The 25,826-nt window shown below is 65.6% G+C and carries 19 protein-coding genes and 2 tRNA genes; 10 read left to right on the forward strand and 11 right to left on the reverse strand.

The features are described from left to right. Positions 1-6 precede the first annotated feature (6 nt). Complete coding sequence (locus M1E07_RS04755) at positions 7-507, reverse strand: hypothetical protein (RefSeq protein WP_461189130.1); 501 nt, start codon at positions 505-507, stop codon at positions 7-9. A gap of 7 nt (positions 508-514) precedes the next feature. After that, complete coding sequence (locus M1E07_RS04760) at positions 515-1,933, reverse strand: phosphomannomutase/phosphoglucomutase (protein WP_461189131.1); 1,419 nt, start codon at positions 1,931-1,933, stop codon at positions 515-517. Between the two features lie 153 nt (positions 1,934-2,086). Between M1E07_RS04760 and M1E07_RS04765 the strand changes: the two genes are divergently transcribed. Further along, complete coding sequence (locus M1E07_RS04765; protein ID WP_461189132.1) at positions 2,087-4,324, forward strand: RecQ family ATP-dependent DNA helicase; 2,238 nt, start codon at positions 2,087-2,089, stop codon at positions 4,322-4,324. Here M1E07_RS04765 and M1E07_RS04770 read toward each other — a convergent pair whose 3' ends face one another. The 4 genes from M1E07_RS04770 to M1E07_RS04785 all read right to left on the reverse strand — a co-directional run bounded on the left by M1E07_RS04770 (position 4,325) and on the right by M1E07_RS04785 (position 8,951). Next, on the reverse strand, positions 4,325-5,752 hold the full coding sequence (locus tag M1E07_RS04770) for an MFS transporter (RefSeq protein ID WP_461189133.1): 1,428 nt from the start codon (positions 5,750-5,752) through the stop codon (positions 4,325-4,327). Positions 5,753-5,949: 197 nt separating this feature from the next. Continuing rightward, positions 5,950-6,037 (reverse strand) — tRNA-Ser (locus M1E07_RS04775). Between the two features lie 110 nt (positions 6,038-6,147). Beyond that, complete coding sequence (locus M1E07_RS04780) at positions 6,148-6,687, reverse strand: GNAT family N-acetyltransferase (RefSeq protein WP_461189134.1); 540 nt, start codon at positions 6,685-6,687, stop codon at positions 6,148-6,150. A gap of 26 nt (positions 6,688-6,713) precedes the next feature. Then, positions 6,714-8,951 (reverse strand): prolyl oligopeptidase family serine peptidase, encoded by a 2,238-nt coding sequence (locus M1E07_RS04785; protein WP_461189135.1) that lies wholly within the window; start codon positions 8,949-8,951, stop codon positions 6,714-6,716. A gap of 84 nt (positions 8,952-9,035) precedes the next feature. Between M1E07_RS04785 and M1E07_RS04790 the strand changes: the two genes are divergently transcribed. Beyond that, entirely contained in the window at positions 9,036-10,976 is a 1,941-nt protein-coding gene (locus M1E07_RS04790; protein ID WP_461189136.1) for an FAD/NAD(P)-binding protein, read from the forward strand. Positions 10,977-11,123: 147 nt separating this feature from the next. Here M1E07_RS04790 and M1E07_RS04795 read toward each other — a convergent pair whose 3' ends face one another. From M1E07_RS04795 to M1E07_RS04805, 3 genes are all read right to left on the reverse strand, one after another. Continuing rightward, positions 11,124-15,674: an ExeM/NucH family extracellular endonuclease gene (locus M1E07_RS04795; protein WP_461189137.1), complete on the reverse strand. Its 4,551-nt coding sequence runs from the start codon at positions 15,672-15,674 to the stop codon at positions 11,124-11,126. Between the two features lie 362 nt (positions 15,675-16,036). After that, positions 16,037-16,831, reverse strand: coding sequence for a VOC family protein (locus tag M1E07_RS04800; RefSeq protein WP_461189138.1), 795 nt, complete (start codon positions 16,829-16,831; stop codon positions 16,037-16,039). Between the two features lie 205 nt (positions 16,832-17,036). After that, a tRNA-Ser gene (locus tag M1E07_RS04805) sits at positions 17,037-17,124 on the reverse strand. Between the two features lie 107 nt (positions 17,125-17,231). Here M1E07_RS04805 and M1E07_RS04810 point away from each other — a divergent pair. The 8 genes from M1E07_RS04810 (at position 17,232) to M1E07_RS04845 (ending at position 24,377) form a co-directional block, all read left to right on the forward strand. Then, positions 17,232-18,215 carry an NAD(P)H-quinone oxidoreductase gene (locus M1E07_RS04810; RefSeq protein ID WP_461189139.1) on the forward strand — a complete coding sequence of 328 codons (984 nt, stop codon included), beginning with the start codon at positions 17,232-17,234 and terminating at the stop codon, positions 18,213-18,215. Between the two features lie 129 nt (positions 18,216-18,344). Beyond that, complete coding sequence (locus tag M1E07_RS04815; protein WP_461189140.1) at positions 18,345-18,947, forward strand: PadR family transcriptional regulator; 603 nt, start codon at positions 18,345-18,347, stop codon at positions 18,945-18,947. Positions 18,948-19,248: 301 nt separating this feature from the next. Next, positions 19,249-19,533, forward strand: a complete 285-nt coding sequence (locus M1E07_RS04820) for a DUF1540 domain-containing protein (protein WP_461189141.1) — start codon at positions 19,249-19,251, stop codon at positions 19,531-19,533. Between the two features lie 241 nt (positions 19,534-19,774). After that, positions 19,775-22,075 carry a carbon starvation CstA family protein gene (locus M1E07_RS04825; protein ID WP_461189142.1) on the forward strand — a complete coding sequence of 767 codons (2,301 nt, stop codon included), beginning with the start codon at positions 19,775-19,777 and terminating at the stop codon, positions 22,073-22,075. Then, positions 22,075-22,278: a YbdD/YjiX family protein gene (locus M1E07_RS04830; protein ID WP_461189143.1), complete on the forward strand. Its 204-nt coding sequence runs from the start codon at positions 22,075-22,077 to the stop codon at positions 22,276-22,278. Before M1E07_RS04825 ends, M1E07_RS04830 begins: the two co-directional genes overlap by 1 nt. Before the next feature lie 78 nt (positions 22,279-22,356). Further along, positions 22,357-22,986, forward strand: a complete 630-nt coding sequence (locus tag M1E07_RS04835; protein ID WP_461189144.1) for a bacterial proteasome activator family protein — start codon at positions 22,357-22,359, stop codon at positions 22,984-22,986. A 5-nt stretch (positions 22,987-22,991) separates the two neighbouring features. Continuing rightward, a complete protein-coding gene (locus M1E07_RS04840) occupies positions 22,992-23,468 on the forward strand; it encodes a hypothetical protein (RefSeq protein WP_461189145.1) in 477 nt (158 codons plus the stop codon). A gap of 63 nt (positions 23,469-23,531) precedes the next feature. Continuing rightward, entirely contained in the window at positions 23,532-24,377 is an 846-nt protein-coding gene (locus M1E07_RS04845) for an aldo/keto reductase (protein ID WP_461189146.1), read from the forward strand. Between the two features lie 155 nt (positions 24,378-24,532). Here the strand turns inward: M1E07_RS04845 and M1E07_RS04850 are convergent, their stop codons facing one another. Together M1E07_RS04850 and M1E07_RS04855 are read right to left on the reverse strand one after the other, a co-directional pair. After that, on the reverse strand, positions 24,533-24,718 hold the full coding sequence (locus M1E07_RS04850) for a hypothetical protein (RefSeq protein ID WP_461189147.1): 186 nt from the start codon (positions 24,716-24,718) through the stop codon (positions 24,533-24,535). A 38-nt stretch (positions 24,719-24,756) separates the two neighbouring features. Continuing rightward, positions 24,757-25,764, reverse strand: a complete 1,008-nt coding sequence (locus M1E07_RS04855) for a hypothetical protein (RefSeq protein ID WP_461189148.1) — start codon at positions 25,762-25,764, stop codon at positions 24,757-24,759. Between the last annotated feature and the right edge of the window lie 62 nt (positions 25,765-25,826).

Consider the following 25,826-nt stretch of genomic DNA (forward strand, 5'->3'; position numbering starts at 1 on the left):
GCCGGTCTAGTCCACCCAGATAACGGGCTCGCTGGCGTCGGCCGCAAGCTCGCCGAACTCCCAGGTCCGGGTGGCGGCGTCGGCAGAGTAGGGCAGGACGGCGGCGAACACCGGGCCCTCTCGGTGTTCGGTTGCCACATGGATGGCGTCCGAGTCCTCCTCCACCAGAAGGATGTCGCAGACCACTGCCGCGGCCCGGAAGTCTTCCCGGTTTTGGCGAAGCAGGGCGGTGAGGTCGCTGATCATGGCATCGGCGTCAAAGTCACCGCCGGAGCCTTCCTCCGCATCCGCCGGGGAAACGGCAACCAGGCGGACCTCACCGTCGTTCTGAACCGTCAGGGCGAAGGGCAGGAAGCCGCCGTTGCGCTGAAGCTGCTCCTGCGCGGCGCTGATGCCCGTCCCCAAAAGGTTCTCAAGGTCCGTGGCCGTGCTTTCGGGAACGGAGTCCCGCCAGGACGCTGGCCCGCCGGTACCTTTTCCGGAGTCCAATCCCGTGTCCTCAGCCATCCGTGGACTAGGCCCGGACAATCGACAGGACGCGGTCCCGGACCCGCTCCATGGTGGCCCGGTCCGTGGCTTCTGCGTTGAGCCGGAGGAACGGCTCGGTGTTGGACGGGCGCAGGTTGAACCAGTAGGTGCCGTCGTTGGACGTGAACGTGCTGCCGTCCATCCCGTCGATGGTGAGGTCTTCCTCTGCAAATGCGAGGCGTACCCGCTCGACAGCTGCGGCTTTGTCTTCAACTTCGGAGTTGATCTCACCCGACGATACGTAAGGTTCGTACTCACGCCCCAGCTCGGACAGCGGCCCGTCCTGCTCGCCCAGGGCGGCCAGGACGTGCATTGCCGCGAGCATGCCGGTGTCCGCGTTCCAGAAATCGCGGAAGTAGAAGTGGGCTGAGTGTTCTCCGCCGAACACCGCTCCTTCCTCTGCCATGACTGCCTTGATGAAGGAATGGCCCACGCGCGTGCGGACCGCACGGCCGCCGTCGTGCTCCACCAGCTCAGCGACGGCGCGGGAGGTGAGGAGGTTGTGGATGATCGTGGGGGTTGTTTCGCCCAGCGCCTTGGCGCGGGCAATTTCGCGGCGGGCCACCATTCCGGTGATGGCCGACGGCGAGACCGGCTCGCCCTTCTCGTCGATGACGAAGCAGCGGTCAGCGTCGCCGTCGAAGGCCAGGCCGATGTCCGCTCCGTGCTGGAGGACTGCCGCCTGCAGGTCGCGGAGGTTTTCCGGCTCCAGCGGGTTGGCCGGGTGGTTGGGGAACGAGCCGTCCAGTTCGAAGTACAGGGGAACGATGTCCAGGGGCAGCTTGGGGAGCAGGGTGTCGCCCAGCACCGCCGGGGTGGTGAGGCCGGCCATTCCGTTGCCGGCGTCCACCACAACCTTCAAGGGGCGGGAACCGGAAAGGTCCACCAGTTTGCGGAGGTACTCGGAGTAATCCTTGAGCACATCGCGGACGCTGATTCGGCCCCGCTTTTCCGCGGCGGGGATGGAGCCGGTGTTGAGGTATCGCTCGGCCAGGGCCTGAATGTCCTTGAGGCCGGATTCGGACGAGATAGGCACCGCCCCGGCCTTGGACATCTTGATGCCGTTGTAGCCGGCGGGGTTGTGGCTGGCGGTGAAGGTGGCGCCGGCACGGTTCAGGTAACCGCAGGCAAAATAAAGCTCGTCGGTGGAAATCAGGTCCAGGAGCTCGACGTCGGCTCCGCGTGCGGTTGCGCCACTGGCGAAGGCTTTGCTGAACTCGGGGGAGGAGGGGCGCATGTCGCCGCCCACCAGGATGGTCTGGCCCTGGAGCTGCAGGATGTCCACGAACGCGGCCCCCACGGCTTCGACGATTTCGGCCGTAATTGATTCGCCCACAATGCCGCGTACGTCGTACGCCTTGAAGGATGCCGAAAGGTCAAAAGTCGTTGTCTTTTCGCTAGTCACGGGCTTTATCTTACGTGGAGGGCGGAAGTGGCTGTGGAGGACAGGTCCGGTAACGCTCAATGTGACGGCGGTACCTGCCCGTGATGTTCCTGCCCTGTCCACATGGGGCAGCACCCGGTGCCTGGTGTCAGGGGCGGCTGGGATACTGAATCAATGGTCGATAACCAGCACGCCACAGCAATCTCTGACCCAGCCCCAATTTTTGACGGTCTTCCGCCGCACTCTGCAGTGCCATCCACCGGTCCTGATTCGGCATCCGCTTCCGCGACCCACCAGCAGGCGCTGGAGGTGCTCCGTGAGCTCGTGGGGCACCCCAAGGCCGCCTTCCACGAGGGGCAGTTTGAAGCCATTGAAGCGCTGGTCGACGGCGGCAGGCGGGCTTTGGTGGTCCAGCGCACCGGCTGGGGGAAATCGGCCGTCTATTTTGTGGCCTCCCTGCTCCTGCGGCGCCGCGGTGCCGGGCCCACGCTCATCGTTTCGCCGCTGCTGGCCCTGATGCGGGACCAGGTGGCGGCCGCTGCGCGGGCAGGGGTGCGTGCAGTAGCCATCAACTCCGCCAACCAGCTGGAATGGGACAACGTACGGGAGCAGCTCGCCGCGGACCAGGTGGACGTGCTCCTGGTCTCCCCGGAGCGGCTCACCAACCCGGCCTTCCGGGAAACCCAGCTGCCGGAGCTTATCCGGCGGACCGGCCTGCTGGTTATCGACGAGGCCCACTGCATCTCCGACTGGGGCCACGACTTCCGCCCCGATTACCGGCGGATCGCGGACCTGATCACCCAGTTGCCGGACACCGTCCCGGTGCTGGCTACCACCGCCACGGCAAACTCCAGGGTGGTGCACGACATCGAGGAACAGCTTGGGGACGGAGTGCTCACCATCCGCGGTTCCCTGGGGCGTGACTCCCTGCGGATGGGTGTCCTGTCCCTGCCGGACTCGAAGCAGCGGCTGGGCTGGCTCCTGACGCACCTGGCCGATCTGCCCGGAAGCGGCATCATCTACACCTTGACCGTCTCGGCAGCCGAGGACACCGCCCGGCTACTCGCCGAAGCCGGGCATGAGGTACTGCCCTACACCGGCCGCACCGATCCCGCTGACAGGGAACGCGCTGAGCAACTGCTGAAGGACAACCAGGTCAAAGCCCTGGTGGCCACCTCAGCCCTGGGGATGGGTTTCGACAAACCTGACCTGGGCTTTGTGGTCCACCTTGGGGCGCCGTCCTCCCCGGTGGCCTACTACCAGCAGGTGGGCCGTGCCGGCCGAGGCGCCGCCAACGCCGATGTCCTGTTGCTTCCCGGTTCGGAGGACCGCGACATCTGGCAGTACTTCGCCACGGCCTCCATGCCCTCCGAGGAGAAAGCAGCGGCCGTCCTCACTGCCGTGGCGGAAGCCGGCAGTGCCCTCTCCACGGTCGCCCTGGAGGCGCGGGTTGACCTCCGCCGCACTCCGCTGGAACTGCTGCTGAAAGTCCTGTCCGTTGACGGCGCCGTGGAACGGGTGGGTGGCGGATGGCGGTCCACCGGCCAGTCATGGATTTACGACGCCGAGCGCTACCGGCGGATTGCCGAGGCACGCGTGGACGAGCAGGATTCAATGGTGATTTACCAGGACACCGCCGGGTGCCGGATGGAATACATCACCTCTGTCCTCGACGACGAAACAGCCCACCCCTGCGGCCGGTGTGACAACTGTGCCGGGCGTTGGTTCCGGGCCGACATCGCCGAAACAGCCACGGAAGCCGCCGGCCAGACCCTCAGCAGGGCAGGCGGGGTAGTGGAAGCCAGGCTGCAGTGGCCCAGCGGCATGGACCGCCTGGGCGTCCCGGTCAAGGGGAAGCTCAAGCCCGGGGAAGGCGTCGCCGAAGGGCGCGTCCTGGCCAGGTTGACGGATCTTGGCTGGGGTGGTGCCCTGCGTGCGCTGTTTGCGGCCGGAGCTGAAGACCGGCCCGTGGATCCAGCCATGCTCCAGGCCTGCGTGCAGGTCCTGAAGGAGTGGGGCATCGGCGATGGCCGCAATCCCGGCTGGAGCGGGGCGGGCCGGCCCGCCGCGATCGTGAGCATTCCGTCGCGGAGCAAGCCGGAGTTGGTGAGTTCACTGGCCCGGGGAATTTCGGAGATCGGGCGCATTCCCTACCTGGGCGGACTGCAGTTGGCGCACGGCGGTCCTACGGGAGGCCGTGGCGGCAACAGCGCCTACCGGCTGGCGGGGGTTTGGGACCGGCTTGTGGTGAGTCCTGAGCTTGAAGCTGCCCTGGGCGCAGTGCAGGGGCAGCCGGTGATGCTGGTCGATGACCTGACAGACAGCCGGTGGACGTTGACGGTTGCCGGGCGGGCTCTTCGGCAGGCTGGGGCCGGGGCTGTGCTTCCGCTGGTCCTTGCCCAGGCTGGCTGACTAGACCCGCTGGGTCTTGCCCTGGCTGATTTCCGCACCGGCATGCCGTGGCAGGAACAGGCTGTCGGCCGTGCTGGCAAGCATCAGCACCGCCATGGCCAGGAAGGCGCCGCGGAAGGGTCCGGCGGGGTCCTCGGGAAAAGTGCCGAATCCGTCGAACAGCCGGATCAGCAAGGCTGCCACGGCGATGCCGGCAGCGGCGCCCAACTGGACCAGGGTGGCAGAAACGGTGTTCGCCGAGGTGAGCTGTGCCGGCGCGATGTCCGCGTATTGAATCGAAGCGTAGGCCGAGAAGCCGATGGAGCGGAAGACTCCGCTGCAGACCAGTAGGGCGAAGATCAGCGGCTCCGGGGTCTCTGCCGTGAGCAGGGCGCATAGGGCGAAGGTGGCCGCAGAAGCTATCGAGGCAAACACGAGCATCGCCTTGAAGCCGAACCGGCGGATCAGGGGGGTGGTGGCCGGCTTGATGCCGATGTTTCCGACGAAGACGGCCGCCACCATGGCGCCTGCGTGCAGCGGTGACCAGCCGAACCCGGCCTGGAACATCAGCGGCAGAAGGAATGGGACGGAGCTGATGGTCAGCCGGTAAGCGAACCCGCCGGTGGCCATGGCCCTGAATGTGCGGGCGCGGAACACTCCGAGGTCAAAGAGCGGATTGCGGGTCCGTCGCATCCAAAGCAGGGCAACGACGGCAGCAACCGCACCTGAGCCTGCGCTCACTGCCGCCCAGGGAGCTTCGGCGTGCATGCCCGCCAGTTCGAGGCCTGCCACCAGGGCGCCGATGCCGAGTGTGACGAGGAAGAGTCCCGGCCAATCCAGCCGCCGCCTGTGATCGCCAGCCGCCGCCGGGACCACCCGCAGGGCGGCAATCAATGCCGCAACACCAAGCGGAAGGTTGATCAGGAAGATCCAGTGCCAGGACAGGTAGGTGGTGAGGGCACCGCCCACCAACGGTGCCAGGACCGGTGCCAGCAGTCCCGGCCACACCAGGAATGCGGTGGCACGGAGAAGCTCCGATTTGGGTGTTCCGCGCAGGACCAGAAGGGTTCCGACCGGAACCATCATGGCGCCGCCCAGCCCCTGTGCGATCCTGCTGAGGGTGAGCGCCGGAAGGTCCTGGCTGAGCGAACAGGCCAGGGACGCAACGGTGAAGACTGCGATGGCCAGGCAAAAGATGCGGCGGGCGCCAAACCGTTCGGCCAGCCAGCCGCTGAGCGGGATGCCCGTGGCAACGGTCAGCAGATAAGCCGTCATCGTGATGTTCACATCCGCCGCGGGAACCCGGAAGTCGGCAGCGATGTTGGGAATAGCCGTGGCGAGGATGGTGCCATCGAGGAACTCCATAAAGAAGGTGGCAGCCACCAGGAGCGCCAGGCGGGGACTCCATGCCGCCACTCTGCCGGCTTCCACCCGATTGCCTGCTGCCATCCGTTCATCATTGCACCGGGCACGGCATCCGGGCAGCAATCTTTCCGTACAACGGACTGAAAGGCGGCCGGACTGAAAGGCGGCCGGACTGAAAGTCAGCCGGACTGGAAGCAACCGAAACGGGAGGGCCCCGAGGCAACGAGAGCGCACCCGCCCCGGATACGCAAAAGGCCCCGGTCCAGGACCGGGGCCAAACGCGGAGACGGGGGGATTTGAACCCCCGGTGGAGTTGTGCCCCACACTTCATTAGCAGTGAAGCCCATTCGGCCGCTCTGGCACGTCTCCAATTGCTATTCCTAGCCCACCAAGGATACGCAGAACGTGGCACGCAGTGCAAAACGGGTCACCCGGGGCGTCGCAGTCCCGGCAACGGTGGCTGCCTGGAGAAGTGGCGCCTACAGCCGCGGGGCCTGCCCGGGCCGCACCATCCTGATTTCGCGCAGGTTTTCCCAGTCGGGGATCACGTCCGCGGCGCCGTCGGGTGCGAACCCGAAGTGCCTGTAAAAGCCAATGGCCCGCCCGTTCTCAGCTGCCACCCACAGGCTTGCCGCGGCGCCGTCCAATGCTGCCTCCAGGAGACGGCGTCCCAAGCCCAGCCCCTGGTGCGACGCCAACAGGTAAAGGCCCCACAGTTCCAGGTCCCCGGACGACGGCGGCCCTGACTCGTGGGAGGAGCCGCCGCCGGGCCCGCGCCGGATGCCGGCGAACCCAACTACTGTGCCGCCGTCGCAGGCCACCCATGCTTCCGCAGGCGCTTCCGCAGGCGCTTCCGCGGGCGCTTCCGCTGGCGCTGCCGTTCCCAGGAGGTGGCGCCAGAGCGGCAGCCGGGTTTCGGGACCCTGTGCGGCCAGGAATTCATCGGACAGCATGCCCCGGTACGTCTCCTGCCAGCAGCTGGCATGGACCTCCGCCAGCCGCTCGGCGTCTGCGGGCACCGCCCGCCGCACCACGAGAACCAACGCTACGAGGTCCCGCCGGCCAGCGCCTTCCAGAGGAAGTGCTGGCTCCGGGCCTGCAGCGCCGCCGCCTGCCGGTTGTCCGACGCTCCGGCGTGTCCGCCCTCAAGGGCTTCGTGGAACCAGACGTTCGGGATGCCCATGGCCAGCATCCGGGCAGCCATCTTGCGGGCCTGTACCGGACCCACCCGGTCATCGGAGGTGGCCGTCCAGATGAACGTTTCCGGGTACTCCACCCCGTCCTTGAGCAGGTGGTAGGGCGAAAAAGTCCTGATGAACTCCCACTGCTCCGGGACGTCAGGGTCACCGTACTCGGCAATCCATGAATGGCCTGCGGACAGCCGGGTGTAACGGCGCATGTCCAGCAGCGGGACGCCGCAGGATACAGCTCCAAACAGCTCGGGGTACTGGGTCAGCATATTCCCCACCAACAGCCCGCCGTTTGACCCGCCTACGCAGCCCAGCCGCTCCGGAGAGGTAACGCCGCGGGAGATGAGGTGCCGCGCAACGGCCGCAAAGTCCTGGTACGCCTTGTGCCGGTTCTCCTGGAGGGCTGCACGGTGCCATCCCGGCCCGTATTCGCCACCCCCGCGGATGTTGGCCACGACGTAGACGCCGCCCCGGGAGTGCGGCGCTTCCCCGTTGGTGCCGGCGGACGTGGACGTCCGGCGTTCCAGCCACGCCCTGCCCACCGTCCCGCTGTACGCAGGAGTGCGGGAAACTTCAAAGCCGCCATAGCCGGAGAGCTGGGTTGGGTTCTGCCCGTCCAGCGCAAGGCCGCGGGAGGCAACCTGAAAATACGGAACCCGCGTTCCGTCGTCGGAAACGGCGAAGTGCTGCTGCACTTCATAGTTTTCATCTGCAAAGAACGACGGCGACGTCTTGACTGCCGCATGCCGGCTCACCACAGCGGGCGTCCCCGGCGTCCCGCGCTCCAAGGTGCCCCGCATCAGCGTGCTCGGGGTGGTGAAGCCCGTGGCGATCAGCCAGAAGTCGTTCCCGGCGCCGTCGGTTTCGTCTTCATCATCCACGGCGTAGGCGTTGACGTCGTGCAGCGGCGGGCAGGCATCAAGGAGAGAGGACTCCCAGGCTGCGTCAGCGGCACCGGTTGGCCGGGATGGGTCGAGAATGCGAATTTCGGAGGACACATCTTTCAGGAGGTTGAGCATAAGGAAATTCCGGGTCCAGCTCCAGGACTGCAGTGACGTAGTGGCGTCCGGGGTGAACAGCACCGAAACAACACGCGAGCCGGCCAGGTAGTCCTCAAATGGCGCGGCGAGGAGCGAACCTGCGGAGTATGTATACCCGTTGAGCACCCAGTCCTGCTGCGGGCGGAACAGCAGCCATTCGCGGTGTGCGCTGACGTTGACGTCGGTGGGTACGTCGATCACCACCCAGGAGCCGTCCCGCAGGACAGCGTTGCTCCGGTTGTAGAAATCGATGTAGTCAACGGCAAAGGTCCGTTCGAACCCCGGGGTGGAGTCGTGGGCAACCACTGCCATCATGTGGTTCTCGGCCACCTCGAACAGGCGGGGCGCTTCGGGCAGGGAGGTGCCGCGCTTAAGGGTGACGGCAGTCCGGGCATAGGAGGAGGCCGTTTTCGGAAGCCCCACAGCGGTGGAGGCGACCAGCAGCGTGTCCGCGTCCAGCCACGAAACGTTGCCCTTCGCCGTCGGCAGGTCAAAGCCGCCCCGCGCGGGGTCCACAAAGGTCCGTGTTTCAACGTCGAATTCCCGGTACCTGTTGGCGTCGCCGCCATCCGGCGACAAGGCCAGCAGCGCCAGCCGGTAAGGCTCGCCCGGGGCAGGACGAAGGAAGGTTGCCCCGTGGAAGACCCATTCTTCGCCCTCGGCGGCGGACAGGGCGTCGATGTCCAGCAGGACGTCCCAGTCCGGCGTCTCGGTGCAGTAGCTGTCCCAGGTGGTGCGGCGCCACAGGCCCTTGGGGTTCTGCTGGTCCTTCCAGAAGTTGTAGTACCAGTCACCGCGCTTGCCCACCATGGCGATCCGGTCCGTTGAGTCCAGCACCTCAAGGATGCCGCCCTCGAGTTCCACGTACTCGGCGTCCTCCAGCAGGTCCTCCGTGCGTGAATTCTGTTCCTTCACCCAGGCCAACTGCTGCTCGCCGTAAATCTCCTCGAGCCAGACATTCTCGTCAGTGGGCTCGGGTGCGATGCCGGAAGTGTTGCCGGAGATGTTGCCGGAACCGGGGGCGGGCGCTGGATCAGCTGCAGTGGTGGTCATGCGCCCCATCCAAGCAACATCGCCGCCCGGGTAGCAAGTCAAGCGTTCAGCGCATACCCGGCTTCAGCCCGTACTCTGGATGCCGTGGAATTAACGCAGAGCATACGGACCGCCATCATCGGGGCGGGTCCGCGGGGCACCAGTGTCCTGGAACGCCTGCTCGCCCGCAGTGCCGCGCAGATTGCTGCCGGCGCCGGCCCGGTGCGGCTCCACATCGACGTCATCGACCCCTATCCGGCGGGTCCGGGGCATGTGTGGCAGCCGGGGCAGTCACGACTGTTTCTGATGAACACACAGTCCTTTTATCCCACGGTTGTTCCGGAGGACTCTGCACTGTCGCCGCCGGTGGCCGGTACCACCTTTGACCAGTGGCGGGCCCGGCAGCAGAAGAACCCGTCGCCGGAGCTTCGTGAGGAGGAGCTGGCAGAACTGGCCGTCCTCACCTCCAGCGACTTCCCAAGCCGGGCAATCTACGGCCGGTACCTCCGAAACATTGTGGAGGAGCTGACGCGCAACGTGCCCGACGGCGTCACCATCGACTTCCACGAAACGTCGGCACTGTCAGTGCGCCCTTCGGGTGACGGAACGTTCGACGTCGGTCTGGCCACCGGGGCGACGATCCGTACCGGGTCCGTGGTCCTGGCGCTGGGACACATCCCGTCCCGGCTGAACCCTGAACAGCGGGACCTGCAGGCCGCAGCAGGGCAGTTGGGCCTGCGGTACCTGCCTCCTGCGGTGCCTGCCGATGTGGACTGGTCCCTGGTTCCTGCCGGGGAACCGGTCCTGGTCAGGGGGATGGGCCTGAACTTCTTCGATACCATGGGCCAGCTGACCGAGGGCCGCGGCGGTAAGTTCGTCAGCAACGGCGCGGTGCTCCACTACGAGCCCTCGGGCCAGGAACCGCACATCATCGCTGCCTCCCGGCGGGGGACGCCCTACCGCGCGAAGGCTGCCCTGAACGGCTACTACCCGGCGGCGGTCACCCTGCGCTACTTCACGGAGGCGGCGCTGGAACGTTTCCGCACGGCGGGGATCCGTCCCGCGTTTGACCATGATTTCTGGCCGCTCCTGCACCGCGACGCGCTGTGGGCCTACTACTCCACGCTCGTGCGCTCCCAGCCGAACGCTGTGCCGGACCCGGCAGCGTTCCTCGCCGCCCTGGACGAAGCCCTCCATCCGCACGCGCACAGTGCCGTGAACTGGGAGGACAGTGTGGAGAGCGTGCTGGCCGTGCACGTGGGCCCCCGGCACCGGCTGGACCTGCCGGGTCTTGCGGCGCCGCTGGCGGGACGTTCCTTCGCCTCGCGCGCCGAACATGATGCCGCCGTCGTTGAGTACCTGTTGGACGATGCCCGCCGCTCCGCCCTCGGCGAGGATGACCCGGTAAAGATGGCCATCGGTGCGCTCCACCACGGGCGCGCCGTGCTGAAGACAGCGGTGGCCGACGGCGGCATCACCGATGAGTCCTGGGTTGCCGGCCTGCGTGGCTGGTTTGAATCGTTCGTGGAAGGACTTGCCAGCGGGCCTCCCGCGCTGCGCTCCGAGCAGCTTGCGGCGCTGTCCAGGGCAGGAGTGGTCAGCTTCGTGGGGCCGGACCCCAAGTTCGGGGTGGATCGCCGGGCTGGTGTTTTTACTGCCTACTCGCCGTGGGTGGAGGATGCGCCGGTGACCGCACGGACCATGGTGGAGGCACTGGCGCCTGGCAACAGGGTTGCAGCGAACGATTCGCCGGTGTTGGAGCAACTCCTGGCGGACGGCCTGGTGCGGCCGCGCCTCATGATGTCGGTGGAGGGTGCTCCCGTGCAGTCCACCGGCCTGGATGTTGAGCCGCACCCTTACCGCCCGTTGGCCTCGAACGGGTCCGTGACGGACGGCCTTTTCGTGCTGGGGCTTCAGCTCTCGTCCGCCCAGTGGGGCACGGCCATCGCCGCTGAGGCGGTCCAGTCCGGCGGGCCGAACTACCGCAGCGGCCAGCGCACCCTGCGCGACGCCGACGAGATCGCCGGCGCCATCTTGGGGCTGTAGCAAACACAAACCTTCTCTCCACCCTTCGCGGCTTAACCTCCAACGCTCCCTCACCGTGGTGAGGGAGCGTTGAGGGAAAACGCGCGTTACATAAGGGAGCGTGCGGCTGGCCCTGCCTTCTCGACGGCGGCCGGCCTTACGCTGCCGTTAGCCGCGCAGGCACACCTGGTACTGAAGCCAGGCTGCAGCGTAGCGGATCCAGCCCAGGATGTCGTACCACCTGGCCGGCTTGACCGGCGCGGTGCATACAGGCTCAACCGCAACACTTGCCACGGTCACATCAACAGTGACCGCCGTGCCGGATTCAGCTGCGGTGAGGACCAGCGCCCCTGCTCCTGCTGCGGCGCCGGACGGGACAGCCAGGCTGACGCTGGCTGCACCTGCCTGAACCGGTACGGACCCAAGCTGGGTCACGGTGCCCGCGGAGTCGGTGAACACAGCTGACAATGTCTTGTTGACCGGGCTGCCGAGTGATGTCAGGTCCAGCCTGGATACTGCCAGCGTGATGGGATCGCCAGGCTTGACCTCGCCGGGCGTGGTGTTGGTGACCGCCACGGAGCGGCGGGCGAAATCCGGCGAGACGGGGCTGCTCTTCTGCAGGTACCCGATCCACGCGTCCCGGTCCACCAGCCCTGAGTCCTTCGTGTTGGCACCTTCCGTGAACACCCGGAAATTGTCGCCGCCGGTGGCCAGGAAGCTGAAAGTGCCGATCCGGTAGGACTTCGCCGGATCGAGCACGGCCCCGTTCACGCGGACGGACGTGATGCGGTCCCCGGCCGGCCGGGCGGCGTCGTACGTGTAGTTCACGTTCTTCGACAGGCCGAGCTGCAGGTAGGCGCGGCTGGGAACCGTCCCATCCGGGTTGGTCTGCCACTGCTGTTCCAGCAGCGTCTTGAACTGCCCTCCGGTCAGGGACGTGGTCCAGAGGTTGTTCACGAACGGCAGCACGGCGTTCGCCTCTGCGTAGGTGACGGTTCCATCCGGGGCGTAGTAGAGCTCATTCCTCAGTCCGCCCGGATTGACGACGCCGATCTCGGCACCGCCAAGTTCAGCCGGCTGGAGGGAGGCCAACAGGGAGTCGGCCACCAGGTTTCCCAGGGTTGACTCGCTTCCCCGGTCATCACGCTTGGCAACACCGGTGGCGTCCGCGGTGAAGGCGGTGGTGATGTCGGCCGTGACAGCGCCAACAGGCTGGTTGCCCACCACAGCGGCATCCGCGAGTGCCTTCTTGACGATGGCGTCGACGGCGGCCACGCGCGGGTAGGTGGCGATCAGGTCCGCGGCGGGGTCCGCGGTGCGCTTGACGTTGCCGGCCTTGTGCGCCGTCACCTCCTTGGTGGCGGTGTCCACGGTGAGCTGGATCTGCCCCACGTTCTCGCCGTAGTTGCCGGTCTGGACGATGGGGCGGGTCTTGCCGTCGATACCCGGGACAGGGGCGTCCCAGGCGTATTCCTTGTGGGTATGGCCGGTGAAGATGGCGTCAACGTCAGCGGACGTTTCGGTGACCAGCTTTGCGAAGGGTCCGCCGGCTGCCACTTCCTCTTCCAGCGTGGCGCCTTCCACCGTTCCCGAGCCGGCGCCGTCGTGGTTTTCCACGATGATGACGTCGGCAAGGTTCTCCGAGGTGATCCGTGCCGCTGCCCGGTTGATCGCGTCCACGGGGTCGCCGAACTCCAGGTCCGCGATGCCGGCGGGGGTCACCAGGGAGGGAACCTCCTGGGTGACGGTGCCGATGACGGCCACCTTGACGCCGTTCATGTCCAGGACGGTGAACTCGGGCAGGACCGGTTCGGTGGTGCCCTTCCGGTAAACGTTGGCTCCCAGGTAGGGGAACTTAGCGTTGGAGCCGCCGGCGATGACTCGGTCCCGCAGGTCCGCCCAGCCGCCGTCGAACTCGTGGTTGCCCACCGCGGATGCCTGAAGCTCCAGGGCGTTCAGCACGTCGATGGTGGGCTGGTCCTTGGCGACGGAGGACGCGAACAGCGACGCTCCGATGTTGTCGCCGGCAGAAAGGAAAGCGGTGGCGCCTGGGGCGGCTGCTGCCCGGAGCTTTTCGATGGTGCCTGCGAACTGGACCGTGTTGGTGTCGATCCTGCCGTGAAAGTCGTTGATGCCCAGGAAGTTCAGGTCAACGGTGGCGGGTGCGGGCTGCAGATTCAGGCCCACAATAACCGGATCGTGATCGCTGGCGCGGTACTGGTCCGGTGCGTAGTAGTCGGTGACGTTGTTGTTGTAGCGGCTGTACTCCAGGGCTACGGATTCCACCGAGTTGATGTTCCAGATGTCGGCTCCGCTGACCGTGGCGTTCGCCGCTGGGGAGGCCAGGATGTGGTCCAGGGAACCCACCATTCCGCCGAACAGGTAGGAGTGCTTGGCGGTGCCGTCGGCGTTGCGTGTCTTTTCATCCTGGTTGACATAACCCTCGGCGGTAAAGACGTTGATGGGGTCTTCCTTGGCGTAGGCGTTGAAGTCGCCGATGAGGAAGACCTTGTCTGTGCCCTTGGACTGCTGCAGGGACTTGGTGAACTCCAGGAGTGACTTTGCCTGGGCTGTACGGGCCAGGTTTGATGCGCCCTGGCCTTTGTCCGTGTCCTCGGGAGTGGCAGGGGAGCCCTTGGATTTAAAATGGTTGGCGATGGCGATGAACTCTGTCCCGGCGCCGCCGCCCACCGGCTTGAAGACCTGGGCCAGCGGCTTGCGTGCGCTGGCGAATGCCGCAGTGTCGTTGTGGATGATGGATTCGCCCACGGGTTCTGCGACGGCCTTTTTATAGATGAAGGCGGTGCGGATCATATCCTCGTCGCTGAGCGGCGGGGCGTTGGCAGGCGATCGGACGTAGTCCCAGATCCCGGGGGTTTCGACGTTCAGGGCATCCACCAGTTTGGCCAGGGCGTCATCCCGGTTCTTGCCGAACTGTGCGGAGTTCTCGATCTCCATGAGCGTGACAACATCGGCGCCTGACTTGGTGATGGCCGCTACGATCTTGTCCTGCTGCCGTTCGAAGTTTTCGGCGTTGGCGGCGCCGCGGGCGTCACAGCCTCCCCGGACGGTGATGGGGTTGCCGGCCCGGTCCTCGTAGAAGGTGCAACCGGCCAGGGTGTCACCGGTGGTGGGGAAGTAGTTGAGGACGTTGAAGGAGGCGATCTTCAGCTTGCCTCCCACCGCGGCGGGAGCCTCACTGCGGGTGGCGCCGAAGGTTGCAGGTTGGACGGCGGCCTTGTTGGCTTCTGTCAGGTGGGTCAGCGGCTGGAGCTTCCAGGCGTTGTTGCCGTAGCCGAGGACCACGTTGGTGGTGAAGGTGACGGGCGAGCCAACGCGGACCGGGTCAGTTGTGGTCAGGTAGGGCAGGACCTGGGCCTTGGTGGTGGCGTCCTTGAGAAAGTTGGTGCTGGAGCCGTCGTCGAGCTTGATGCCGCGGTCCGCGTTTTCAGCGACGACGGCGGTGTACTCGGCTGAGCCGTAGGGAGCGACGGCGGTGGGCTGGACCAGCGGCGTTGTTCCGCCGGCGAGGCCAACCTCGCCGTACTGGTTCAGGGTGTAGTTGTCCGTGACCGTCAGCGGGCCCTGTGGTGCCAGGAGCATGCCTTCCAGGGATTCGCGGAAGGTTTCGTTGGCCGGCAGCGTGAAGGTGGTGGCCTTCACTTCGGGTGCGGGCTCTGTCAGCTTGGTGAGCCCGGCAGCGGCGGTGACGTTGAGCTGGGTCATGCCGAAGTATTCGGCCACGGTCCCGGTCACCTGAACGTGGTCCCCGGCCTGGACCGACGCGGCGGTGGCGGGGGAGTAGACGAAGATGCCGTCCGACGCAGCCTGGTTGGTGCCCGTCAGATCCCCGCCTGTACCGGCGGTCTGGATGTAGTAGCCGTTGAGCCCTCCGGTGGGAAAGACGGCGGTGACCTTGCCCGTGGTGGTCACTGTGGACCCGGTCAGCGGGCTTGCGGTGCCCGTGCCCTGGATGTCGGCGACAGTCCGGGTGGATGGTTCGGGGGTGGGGTCAGGAGTGGGATCCGGCGTGGGGTCAGGAGTGGGGATGGCGGTGCCGCCCGTGCCGGTGGGGGTGATGACAGCGTTCAGGCTGAAGTCCGCGGCGTTGATGTTGCTGTCCGCGCCGGCTGCCCGGTTGAGGCTCTTGACGTCTTTCGTGTCCGAGGGGCCTGCAGCGACTGCGGTTTCGAAGGTGTTGGAGCTGCCGTAACCGAGGAGATCAGCCACGCCGGCAGGCTCCACCTGGGGCCCTGTGCCCAGCGCGACGGCGGTACGCTGCTTGGCGAGCACGATGGTGCCGGTTGTGCCACTGAGGTTCAGTCCCGTCGCGACCAGGTCCGGGGTGGGGAGATCCTCGCCGTCGGTACCGTTACTGGAACCTTGGACCAGGTAGTGCCCCTTGGCCGGGATGGAACCGGAAAGGGTGGCCACGCTGGTCGGAGGTGCCGTGGCGGTGGCGGAGCGGTACTGAACCGACCAGCCGTCCAGGGAAACCGGAGCGTCCGATGAGTTGTACAGCTCAACGAACTTGTTCTTGTAGGCGGCGCCTGTGCTGCCACCGCTGAGGTAGGCCTCGTTGATGACGACCGGCGATGTTCCCGCCGCGGGTGAGACTTCCGCGGCTGTATAGTCCGCAACTGCGGGTAAGGCCGCCAGCGGTGCTATGAGCCCCGCCGTCAACGCTGTACCCAGCGCTAATTTCCAAGGTGTTTGCATCTGCTCTTACTTTCAGAGGGGTCTCCCCGGTGGGGGAGCCGATGGAAGGTGTCCAGGTTGTACCGATGGACGACTGCCCGGATCCTGCTCCTGGTCAAGTGGTATCCGGCACATCAAAACAGCGATGAATGAACGCAAGGTTGATAGCGCGTGCATTCGGCGGGACGTTCCCCAGCGGAACGGGCCGCCCCACCGGCCGGAGCCCCGGCGGCCCAGCCCGGTGATGCTGTCAGCAGTGGTTCGTTTGGTGGCCGGAACGGCATGTGCCGGCCATCACAAAAGGATACCGGCCGGTAGTTTGAGGGGAAGCTGCCGGCCGGCAGTTCTTTTGGAATTTCTGCGGGCAGGCTTCCGGCTTCCGCCTACTGGTCCTGCGGGGACCCGGATGGGCTGGAGATGACCTTGAACATGCCGCCCGTGGGGTCGGCCAGTTGCGCCACCCGCCCGAAGTCGCTGTCCGCTGGTCCATCCAGGACGGAGCCTCCCATTGCCACCGCACGTTCAACCGCGGCATCCGTGTCCTCGACGGCGAAGTACACCTGCCAGTGTGAGGGAACGTCGCCTGGGAGGTAGCCGGAAGCGTCCATGATCCCGGCTTGTGCGGTTTCTCCCGTGCCGAGGGTTGTGTAGCGGAACTCGGGAGAGTCGCTCATGACGTTCGTTTGCCAGCCAAAGACACTCTCATAGAACTCCACGGCGCTTTGGTAGTCCTTAGTGTGCAGTTCATGCCAGGCGGGTGTGCCGGGTTCCGCCGCTATCTCGTAGCCGCGCATTTCACGGCGCTGCCATGCGCCGACGGACGCCCCGCTTGAATCCGCGAAGTAGGCCATGATTCCCTGGGCCGGGACGTCCATGGGTTCCATGTAGATTTGACCGCCATGGGAGGGCACCGAGGCTGCGGTGGCCGCAGCATCGTCTGTGCACAGGTAGGTGGACCACATGTCGGGGAAGCCGGTCTGGTCCTCCTGCTTTTGCATGATGCCGGCCACCGCCTTGCCGTTCTTGAAGGCAGTGATGTAGCCGCCGTAGAGTTCCTGGTTGCCCTGCTCGAACTGCCAGCCAAAGAGCTCTCCGTAGAACTCGCGGGCTTTTGCAGTGTCTGAAGTGTTCAGGTCGATCCAGCAGGGGGAGCCGGGCTTGATGTCGGGAGCGGGCATAGCGGTCTCCTGGTTCAGTTCGGTGATGAGGTGAATCCTGTCCCGTGGCCGGAGGAGTTTTTGTTCCGGACGGGACACCAAGAGGCTATGCGCGGGGTCTGACACTTTCAATGGTTCCGGCCCGGTCCGGAACATTTCCCGCTGCTGCCCGGACAAACGAAGGACCCCTGTCGGCCAGTATGCTGGCCGACAGGGGTCCCAATCGCGGAAGGTAAGAGATTCGAACTCTTGGTACGGGGTTACCGCACACTAGTTTTCAAGACTAGCTCCTTCGGCCGCTCGGACAACCTTCCTCGACTAGTAGTGTTTCATAGGCACTTGCCTGCAACAAAACAGAGACCGGAAGGTGTCCGGTGCACACTGGTTGCAGCCAGTATTCAGTCAGAAACGGGAGTGTTCCATGAAAGCCGTCTACATATCCGAACCGGGCGGCCCGGAAGTGCTGGAGGTCCGCGAGACGGACGCCCCGGTGCCCGGACCGGGGGAGGTGCTCATCGACGTCGTGGCCGCGGGCCTGAACCGCGCGGACGTCCAGCAGCGCAGGGGCTTTTACCCGCCGCCGCCAGGCGCTTCAGAGATTCCCGGGCTGGAAGTCTCCGGCCGGATAGCGGGATTTGGCCCCGGTGTCAGCAAGCCGTTTTCGCTCGGTGACAAGGTGGTGGCGCTGCTGGCCGGCGGTGGATACGCGCAGCAGGTGGCGGTGCGGGCGGAGCAGGTGCTGCGGGTGCCCGATGGCGTTGACCTGGTCACGGCGGCATCCCTGCCGGAGGTTGCAGCGACGGTTTACTCGAACCTGGTCATGACCGCCCAGCTTCAGGCCGGCGAGACGGTCCTGATCCATGGGGCCACCGGCGGGATCGGCACCATGGCCATCCAGCTTGCCAAGGCGCTGGGAGCCAAGGTGGCCACGACGGCCGGTACGGACGAAAAGGTGGGAACCGCAAAGGCCTTCCTGGGTGCGGATATCGCCATCAACTATGCAGAAGAGGATTTCCCTGCGAGCCTGCGCGAGCAGAACGGCGGGCGGGGTGCTGACGTAATCCTCGACGTCGTCGGTGCCAAGTACCTGCCGCAGAACGTGGACGCGCTCGCGGACTATGGACGGCTGGTGGTGATCGGCCTGCAGGGCGGTGTCAAGGGCGAACTGGACCTGGGACAGCTGTTAAAGAAACGCGCAGCGGTGGTGGCCACTGCCCTGCGGCCGCGGCCGGTCGAGGAAAAGGGGGCCATCATGAACGCCGTCCGCGATGCTGTATGGCCGCTGGTCACCGACGGCAGGATCCGTCCGCTGGTGGCCAAGACGTTCCCGCTGGACCAGGTCCAGGCAGCGCATAGGTACTTCGACTCGGGCGACCATGTGGGGAAGATCCTCCTGCTTCTGTAGCTGCTCCCTTCGCAATAGATACTGAGTATTGCTACTTCCGCTCCTCTTGTATTACCTTGGCCTATACGCGGTATGCAGCGCCCTTTGGGGGACCGTGTAAACCCGTGCTTCCCAGTGCAAGGAGCAACAATGTCCATCCGCCACAGCCTCCTCGCCCTGCTGCAGGACCAGCCGCGCTACGGCTACCAGCTGCGGGTCGAGTTTGAGCACCGTACCGGTGCCACATGGCCGCTGAACATCGGGCAGGTGTACACCACACTTGACCGGCTGGAACGTGACGGCCTTGTCACCAAGGAGGGCGACGACGGCGAGGGCCACGTGGTCTACAGCATCACCGAAGCCGGCCAGGCCGAGGTGTCGGGTTGGTTCTCGGCCCCCGTGGAGCGGAACAACCCGCCCCGCAACGAGCTGGCCATCAAGCTGGCGCTCGCCGTCACCATCCCGGGCGCGGACGTGCAAGGCATCATCCTCGCGCAGCGGGTGGCCTCTATCCGGGCACTGCAGGATTACACCAAGGCCCGCAGGGACACCGCGGCCAGCCAGCGTTCGGGAGATACGGCCTGGCTGCTGGTCCTTGATTCCCTGATCTTCCAGACCGAAGCCGAGGTCCGCTGGTTGGATCTTTGTGAAGCCAGGATGGTCCAGCAGGCGCATTCCATGGGCCAGGCACCCAAGACGTCCAACGGGGTCACGGAAAGTGCCGCCCCGCTCAACGCCGACAGTCGACGCTGAGCGTCCACCGCAGCAGGTCCTGGAACTTGCCAGGGTCAGCAAGACTTTTGGTGAGGCACGACGGCGGTGGCCGCACTCCGCGACGTTGACCTCACCGTTGCAACGGGAGAGTTCGTCGCGGTCATGGGACTGTCCGGGTGTCGGCTCGACCATAATGGGCGCTGCGGTTGCTGTTCCCCCCGCGGGCTTGGGGGCTGAGTAATTAGGTCACTTAATTGGGTCTTTTTGATTCTTCCAAGCGGGTTTACCGTGGGGTTCAAGAGCCGCCCGTTTCAGGGCGCCGGACCCAGGAGGACTTTCCATGACAACGCACGTCGCCGACTGCAGTGTAACGAACTGTTCCTTTAACGACCACACCAATTGCAACGCCGCCGCCATCACGGTGGGAGGTGCGGAAAACCACGCAGCTTGTGCCACGTTTATCGATACCGGACTTCACGGCGGGCTGCCCAAGGTGCTGGCCGACGTCGGAGCATGCCAGCGCTCCGAATGCGTCCACAACGAAAACCTGATGTGCCAGGCACGTGAAGTGCATGTTGGTCCGGGGGCCGACAACGCGGACTGCCTCACCTACGCGCACGCCTAACAACCTGTTCCGCCGCCGGCGGGATCCAGGGCCTTCATCCGGAACACCGGATGGGGGCCCTCTTCGCTTGTAGCCGTGCACCGGCCGGCGCCGCTGGCTGCAACCGGAGCGTGTCGTTTGGCGCCGCGTGCCAGCCGTTCGGCGCAGGGCCGATACATAAGCGGCGCAATCCGGCCCGATCGGCACCCGTCGTTGGTAGGGTGCCTGTCAGCAGAAGCGGAAAGAATCTCAAGGAGGAGACATGGCCGAAACGCCTGATGGTCGACGAAGCGCAGCCCGGGGAGAAGGAGCGGTGGCTACCGATACCGACCTCCCTCCCTCGGCCCTTGACGAAAAGGTCCGCGAGGCGGAAGACAAAAAATGGACGCCGGGAAAGATCGCGCTCTGGGCAGCGATTGCCCTCCTGGGCGGTGTGGCATGGTTCATGCTCGCGATCATCCGCGGCGAGACCGTGAACGCCATCTGGTTCGTGTTCGCCTCGGTCTGCACGTACCTCATCGGCTACCGCTTCTATTCCAAGGTCATCGAGCGCTACATCACCAGGCCGGATGACCGCCGTGCCACCCCCGCCGAGTACAAGGCGGACGGTAAGGACTACGTCCGGACGGACCGCAATGTCCTGTTCGGCCACCACTTCGCCGCCATCGCCGGCGCCGGGCCCCTGGTGGGCCCGGTCATTGCGGCCCAGATGGGCTACCTGCCCGGCACCATCTGGATCATCATCGGCGTCGTCCTGGCCGGTGCAGTGCAGGACTACCTGGTGATGTTCTTCTCAATGCGGCGCGGCGGGCGTTCGCTGGGACAGATGGCCCGGGAGGAACTCGGTGTCATCGGCGGCACCGCGGCGCTGGTCGCCACCCTGCTGATCATGGTGATCATCGTGGCCATCCTGGCCCTGGTCGTCGTCAACGCCCTTGGCGAAAGCCCCTGGGGTGTGTTCTCCGTTGGCATGACCATCCCCATCGCCCTGTTCATGGGCGTCTACCTCCGGTACCTGCGGCCCGGCAAGATCATGGAAGTTTCCCTGATCGGTTTCGTCCTGCTGATGGCGGCGATCATCGGCGGCGGCATCGTTGCTGAAACCCCTTGGGGCGCCGAGCTCTTCACCCTGGATAAGGTCACCATCGCCTGGGGACTTATCGTGTACGGCTTCATCGCAGCCATCCTGCCGGTGTGGCTGCTCCTGGCCCCCCGGGATTACCTGTCCACCTTCATGAAGATCGGCGTGATCGTGATGCTCGCGCTGGCGATTATCGTGGTCCGCCCCGAGATCACTGTCCCGGCCTTCAGCGAGTTCGCCAGCAGGGACAACGGCCCGGTGTTCCCGGGGGCCCTGTTCCCGTTCCTGTTTGTTACCATCGCCTGCGGCGCCTTGTCAGGTTTCCACGCGCTGATTTCCTCCGGCACCACACCGAAACTGGTGGAAAAGGAGCGGCAGACCCGTTTCATCGGCTACGGCGGAATGCTGATGGAGTCCTTCGTGGCCATCATGGCCTTGGTCGCCGCAATCTCCATCGACCGCGGCCTCTACTTCGCGATGAACGCTCCTGCTGCCCTCACCGGCGGAACCGTGGAAACAGCCGCCACCTGGGTCAACAGCCTGGGCCTGGCCGGCGTCAACATCACTCCGGACTTCCTGGCCCAGACCGCCAGCAATGTGGGTGAGGAAAGCATTGTTTCGCGCACCGGCGGCGCTCCCACCCTGGCCGTTGGCCTCGCCCACATCATGCAGCAGTTCATCGGCGGCACGGCCATGATGGCGTTCTGGTACCACTTCGCCATCATGTTTGAGGCCCTCTTCATCCTTACGGCAGTGGACGCCGGCACCCGCGTGGCACGGTTCATGCTGCAGGACTCCATCGGCAACTTCGTTCCCAAGTTCAAGGAAGCCTCCTGGCGACCCGGCGCCTGGCTCTGCACGGCCATTATGGTGGGCGCGTGGGGCGCGGTGCTGCTGATGGGCGTCACCGATCCGCTCGGGGGCATTAATACGCTGTTCCCGCTGTTCGGCATCGCCAACCAGTTGCTGGCCGCCATAGCGTTGTCAGTGTGCCTGGCCATCGTCGCCAAGCGCGGGACCTTCAAGTACCTGTGGATCGTGGCACTGCCTTTGGCGTTCGCGGCGGTGGTCACCATCACGGCGAGCTACCAGAAGATCTTCTCGCCCACCCCGGCCGTGGGGTACTTCGCCAACAACGCCGCCTTCAGCAAGGCACTGGCGGACGGGAAGACGGAGTTCGGCACCGCGAAATCTGTGGCAGCCATGGAAGCCGTGGTGCGCAACACCGCCATCCAGGGGTGGCTGTCGGTGATCTTCGTGGTGCTCAGCATCATTGTGATCGCGACGGCGGTGCTTGCCACCGTCAAGGCGTTCCGCACCCGTGCGGACGGGACTGCCGCCAAGGATAACGAGGACCCCGCCAGGCCGTCCCGCGTCTTTGCGCCGGCCGGACTCATTCCCACTCCGGCGGAGCGGGAGCTGATGGCTGAGTGGGACAAGGTCCCCGCCGAGTTGAGGTTCGAACGGGCAGGCCACCACTGATGAGTTCCGGACTCGCCGCGGTTGCCCAGGGCTTCCGGGGGTTCGCGCGTTACTTTGGCGGCGTGCTGGGGGCCGATGCCTACGCGAAGTACCTGGAGCACCACCGTGCTGCAGGCCACAGCGCGCCACCCCTGACTGAGCGCGAGTTCTGGCGGGACCGGACGGACCGCCAGGACTCCAATCCCCAGGGCCGGTGCTGCTGATTGAGCCTGGAGCGGACAAACCCCCAGGGGCCTTCGCCGAGTGGACTCCGGGCGGATCGCTCGTGAGAGTATGAACCCATGAGCGATCCGAAAGACACTCAGGCACCTGAGGACCTCCCGGTAGAGGGCACCACCATCGACGGCAACCAATCGACACCTGCGCCGGCTGTTTCGGGCGACGGCGGCAAGCCCAAAGGCAGCAACCTGCAGGATTTGGTGGATGAACCAGCCAAAGTGATGCGGATTGGAACGATGATCAGGCAGCTGCTGGAGGAGGTGAAGTCCGCCCCGCTCGACGACGCCGCACGGGAAAGGCTCGCCGAAATCCATGAGCGCTCCATCAAGGAACTGGAAGACGGGCTTGCGCCTGAGCTGGTGGAGGAACTGGACAGGATCAGCCTCCCCTTCCCGGACGAGGCCACTCCTTCCGACGCTGAGCTGCGCATCGCCCAGGCCCAGCTGGTGGGTTGGCTGGAGGGGCTGTTCCACGGCATCCAGACTGCTATCGCCGCCCAGCATGCCGCCCGCGAGCACGCCGCAGTGCAGCAGCAGCTCCGCCAGCTTCCTCCCGGCACGGTCATCGCCCCGGGTGTCGTGATCGGGGAAAATGGGGAGCCTCAGCGCGCGTCAGCCGGACCACGGGCGGGTGCTCCGGCACGGCCAGGCCAGCCCGCTGAACCGGACCACGGTCCGGGACAGTACCTCTAGGGTCGTTGGGCTTTTTCAGCGCCGCCAGGCAGGGGCGCAAGGACGACGCGGAACTTGGGAAGGGATTGTGGCGCCGGGCCCACGACCGCTTCCACCGGGGGCTGGACCGCTTCCACCAGGTCCTCGAAGGGGTTGAAGACGACCAGCTCTACGGGGAACTGGTGGACATTGCCAATGAGCTTGCCGCACTGCTGGACCGCGTCAGGGCAGTTTGTGTGGAGGCACAGCAGCGGTCACCCAGCGAGGGACTGGACATCCCGGTGCCCCTCGCCGGTGTACACCGTTCGCTGTCCAAGGCCGGCAACTCCCTCGCTACCACCGCCGAAGCCGCCGCGATGCTGCGGCTCGCGGTGGGCCCCGTCCCCGTCGGAGCGGCCTCCGTACGGCGCCGCGCGGAGGCAGTGTTCCAGCAGGTGTCCGATGCCGAGAGGCACCTGCGGGAGGAAAGCCTGGGCTCCCGGCAGGAGGATATTCCCGGTTAAGCGTGTGGCTTACTCGTCGCCCGATCTACCAATGCGGGGCAGTTGGTTTGGCAGGATAAGGGCATGACATTCTCACCGACACTGACTTTCAACGACGGAAACCAGATTCCCCAGCTCGGCTATGGCGTATGGCAGGTTGAGGACGGAGTGGCGGAAAAGGTTGTCCGCCAGGCCTTCGAAGCGGGCTTCCGCCACATCGATACCGCCAAGATCTACGGCAATGAGGCTGGCGTTGGCCGGGCCATCGCCAGCTCTGGCTTGTCGCCGGAGCAGCTTTTCATCACCACCAAGCTGTGGAACGCAGACCAGGGCTACGAATCCACCCTTGCCGCTTTCGAAGAGTCCATGGACCGGCTAGGCCTCGAGACCCTGGACCTCTACCTGATCCACTGGATGACGCCCAAACGGGACAAGTATGTGGACACCTGGAAGGCCCTGATCGAGCTGCAGAAGCGCGGACGGGTTACGTCGATCGGTGTCTCCAACTTCACGGTAGAGGGCCTGGAGCGGATCATCGACGAAACGGGTGTGGTCCCGGCCATCCACCAGATCGAGCTCCACCCGTACTTCAGCCAGCGCGAACTGCGCGAGTTTGGGGCGTCAAAGGGGATCCTGACGCAGGCCTGGTCACCGCTGGGACAGGGTGGCGAGCTCCTCGAGGACGCCACGGTGGCGTCCATCGCTGCCAAGCACGATGCCACGCCGGCCCAGGTGGTTATCGCCTGGCACCTCGCCATCGGCAACGTGGTCATCCCCAAGTCCGTCACCGAGTCCCGAATCCGCGAGAACTTCGCTGCGCTGGATGTTTCCCTGGACGCGGATGACATCGAGGCCATCAATGGACTGGACCGGAGTGCCAAAGGCGAAGGCCGAATCGGAGCTGATCCTGCAGTGGCCGATTTTGCCTAGGCTGAACCGCATGCCGTTATAAGCAGGCTGGTCTCACCAGACCGTTGACCCGCGTTGCCTGGGAAATTTTCCCGGACAACGCGGGTCACTGTTTTTAGCGGCCATGCTCCATAAGCAACACCGCATTATTGTCGCCCCGGCTTGACCGGACTTGATTAGGCGGCCAGACGGACCTGCTGAACCGGGACTGCGTCCACGACGGCCCAGCTGTCCTCGCCGGTGCAGTGCCGGCCGGCGAACCGCTCGGCCTCCGCCAGGGTGTCAAAAGTCTCGGCGCGGGCACGGCCGCAGTCGGCGTCGAAGTAGGTGACGTGAAATTCCTGTACGAGTTGGTTTTCCATAAATCCAGTGTGCAACCGGGGTCTGACATTCCACGGAATCAGCCCCGCGTGTTGCCCAGCCGGAGGACCCTTTCCTGAGCCAGCATCGCTGTCCGCTCAGCTTTGTCCGCTGCCCGCACGGCCTGTTTTGCCTCAGCAGTGGTGCTGACAAGCCTTTTGCGGGACCGTTCCAGCCGGTCCTCGGCCGCTTTGAGACGGGCGCGTAGATCCGATGCCTCCTGGGTCAGCTCAGCGATCTCAATCTGCGTTTCGTCCGCCTGGTCCTGCAGGTCCCGGGCGAGCTGCGCCGCCTCAGCTTCTGCCGCCTGCGCCTCCGCAAGGGCGGCCTTGGCTCTCTCCAATGCGGGTGGTGACGTTGGCCGCGGGGTCTGCCGGACTGCCTCAAGCCGCGGTTTAGCGGGCTTGGTCCGGGCGGTGCCCGCCGCCGTCGTACTCCCTTTCTGTTCCTTTTGCGTTGGCGCCTTGGAGGGTGCTCGAGTTGTCCCCGGTGCGGCAGTTGTTCGCGGGGCGGCAGTTGGCCGGGGTGCGGGCAAGGCGCCAGGGACTGCCACTGAGCCCTCAAGCTCCACGGCGTTCACGCCGTCGGCCGAAAGGGTCTTCAGGAGCCGGCCGCTCTGGACCGCAGCCGCTGCCCCCTCGTCCGCAGTCAGGGCCCGAAGCGTCTCCTCGACGTCGGTGGCCATGGCATCGCTGATGGGCCTGCCCTGCTGCTGGGCAACTGAGCGGGCCGTGTCGATGGCGGCGGCCAGCATGGTCCGCCGCTCGCGTCCGAGCTCTCGGAGCGCCGCGGCGTCCAGTGACGACTGGGCTTCGCGCATCCTGCCGCCGAGATCCGCCAAGCCGGACAGGATGTCAGGTTCGTGCAGTGCCAGCATGTTCACGGCCCAAGCGGCAACCGAGGGCTTGGGCAGCGCGCGCACCTCAGCTCCAAGTTCCTTGTCCGAACCGGCAGCTTCCTTCGCTGCGGCAGCGCGTGCTGCCACAAAGTCTTCCATCGGCTTGGCGTAGAGCTGGTTCGCAATCTCCGCCAGGGCCTCGTCTTCCATGAACGCCATTTTAGGTGCCGGCGTAGCCGCAGAAGGGCAATCCAATGCTGCGGTATGCGCAG

It is taken from the genome of Arthrobacter sp. Z4-13, from assembly GCF_054792705.1.

Excerpts from the sequence above, each read along its gene's own strand:
- M1E07_RS04755 (WP_461189130.1), bottom strand. The coding sequence starts at position 507 with ATGGCTGAGGACACGGGATTGGACTCCGGAAAAGGTACCGGCGGGCCA.
- M1E07_RS04825 (WP_461189142.1), top strand. The coding sequence starts at position 19,775 with ATGGCCGAAACGCCTGATGGTCGACGAAGCGCAGCCCGGGGAGAAGGA.
- M1E07_RS04770 (WP_461189133.1), bottom strand. The coding sequence starts at position 5,752 with ATGGCAGCAGGCAATCGGGTGGAAGCCGGCAGAGTGGCGGCATGGAGT.
- M1E07_RS04820 (WP_461189141.1), top strand. The coding sequence starts at position 19,249 with ATGACAACGCACGTCGCCGACTGCAGTGTAACGAACTGTTCCTTTAAC.
- M1E07_RS04835 (WP_461189144.1), top strand. The coding sequence starts at position 22,357 with ATGAGCGATCCGAAAGACACTCAGGCACCTGAGGACCTCCCGGTAGAG.
- M1E07_RS04785 (WP_461189135.1), bottom strand. The coding sequence starts at position 8,951 with ATGACCACCACTGCAGCTGATCCAGCGCCCGCCCCCGGTTCCGGCAAC.
- M1E07_RS04800 (WP_461189138.1), bottom strand. The coding sequence starts at position 16,831 with ATGCCCGCTCCCGACATCAAGCCCGGCTCCCCCTGCTGGATCGACCTG.
- M1E07_RS04810 (WP_461189139.1), top strand. The coding sequence starts at position 17,232 with ATGAAAGCCGTCTACATATCCGAACCGGGCGGCCCGGAAGTGCTGGAG.
- M1E07_RS04795 (WP_461189137.1), bottom strand. The coding sequence starts at position 15,674 with ATGCAAACACCTTGGAAATTAGCGCTGGGTACAGCGTTGACGGCGGGG.
- M1E07_RS04845 (WP_461189146.1), top strand. The coding sequence starts at position 23,532 with ATGACATTCTCACCGACACTGACTTTCAACGACGGAAACCAGATTCCC.
- M1E07_RS04815 (WP_461189140.1), top strand. The coding sequence starts at position 18,345 with ATGTCCATCCGCCACAGCCTCCTCGCCCTGCTGCAGGACCAGCCGCGC.
- M1E07_RS04830 (WP_461189143.1), top strand. The coding sequence starts at position 22,075 with ATGAGTTCCGGACTCGCCGCGGTTGCCCAGGGCTTCCGGGGGTTCGCG.
- M1E07_RS04850 (WP_461189147.1), bottom strand. The coding sequence starts at position 24,718 with ATGGAAAACCAACTCGTACAGGAATTTCACGTCACCTACTTCGACGCC.
- M1E07_RS04855 (WP_461189148.1), bottom strand. The coding sequence starts at position 25,764 with ATGGAAGACGAGGCCCTGGCGGAGATTGCGAACCAGCTCTACGCCAAG.
- M1E07_RS04765 (WP_461189132.1), top strand. The coding sequence starts at position 2,087 with ATGGTCGATAACCAGCACGCCACAGCAATCTCTGACCCAGCCCCAATT.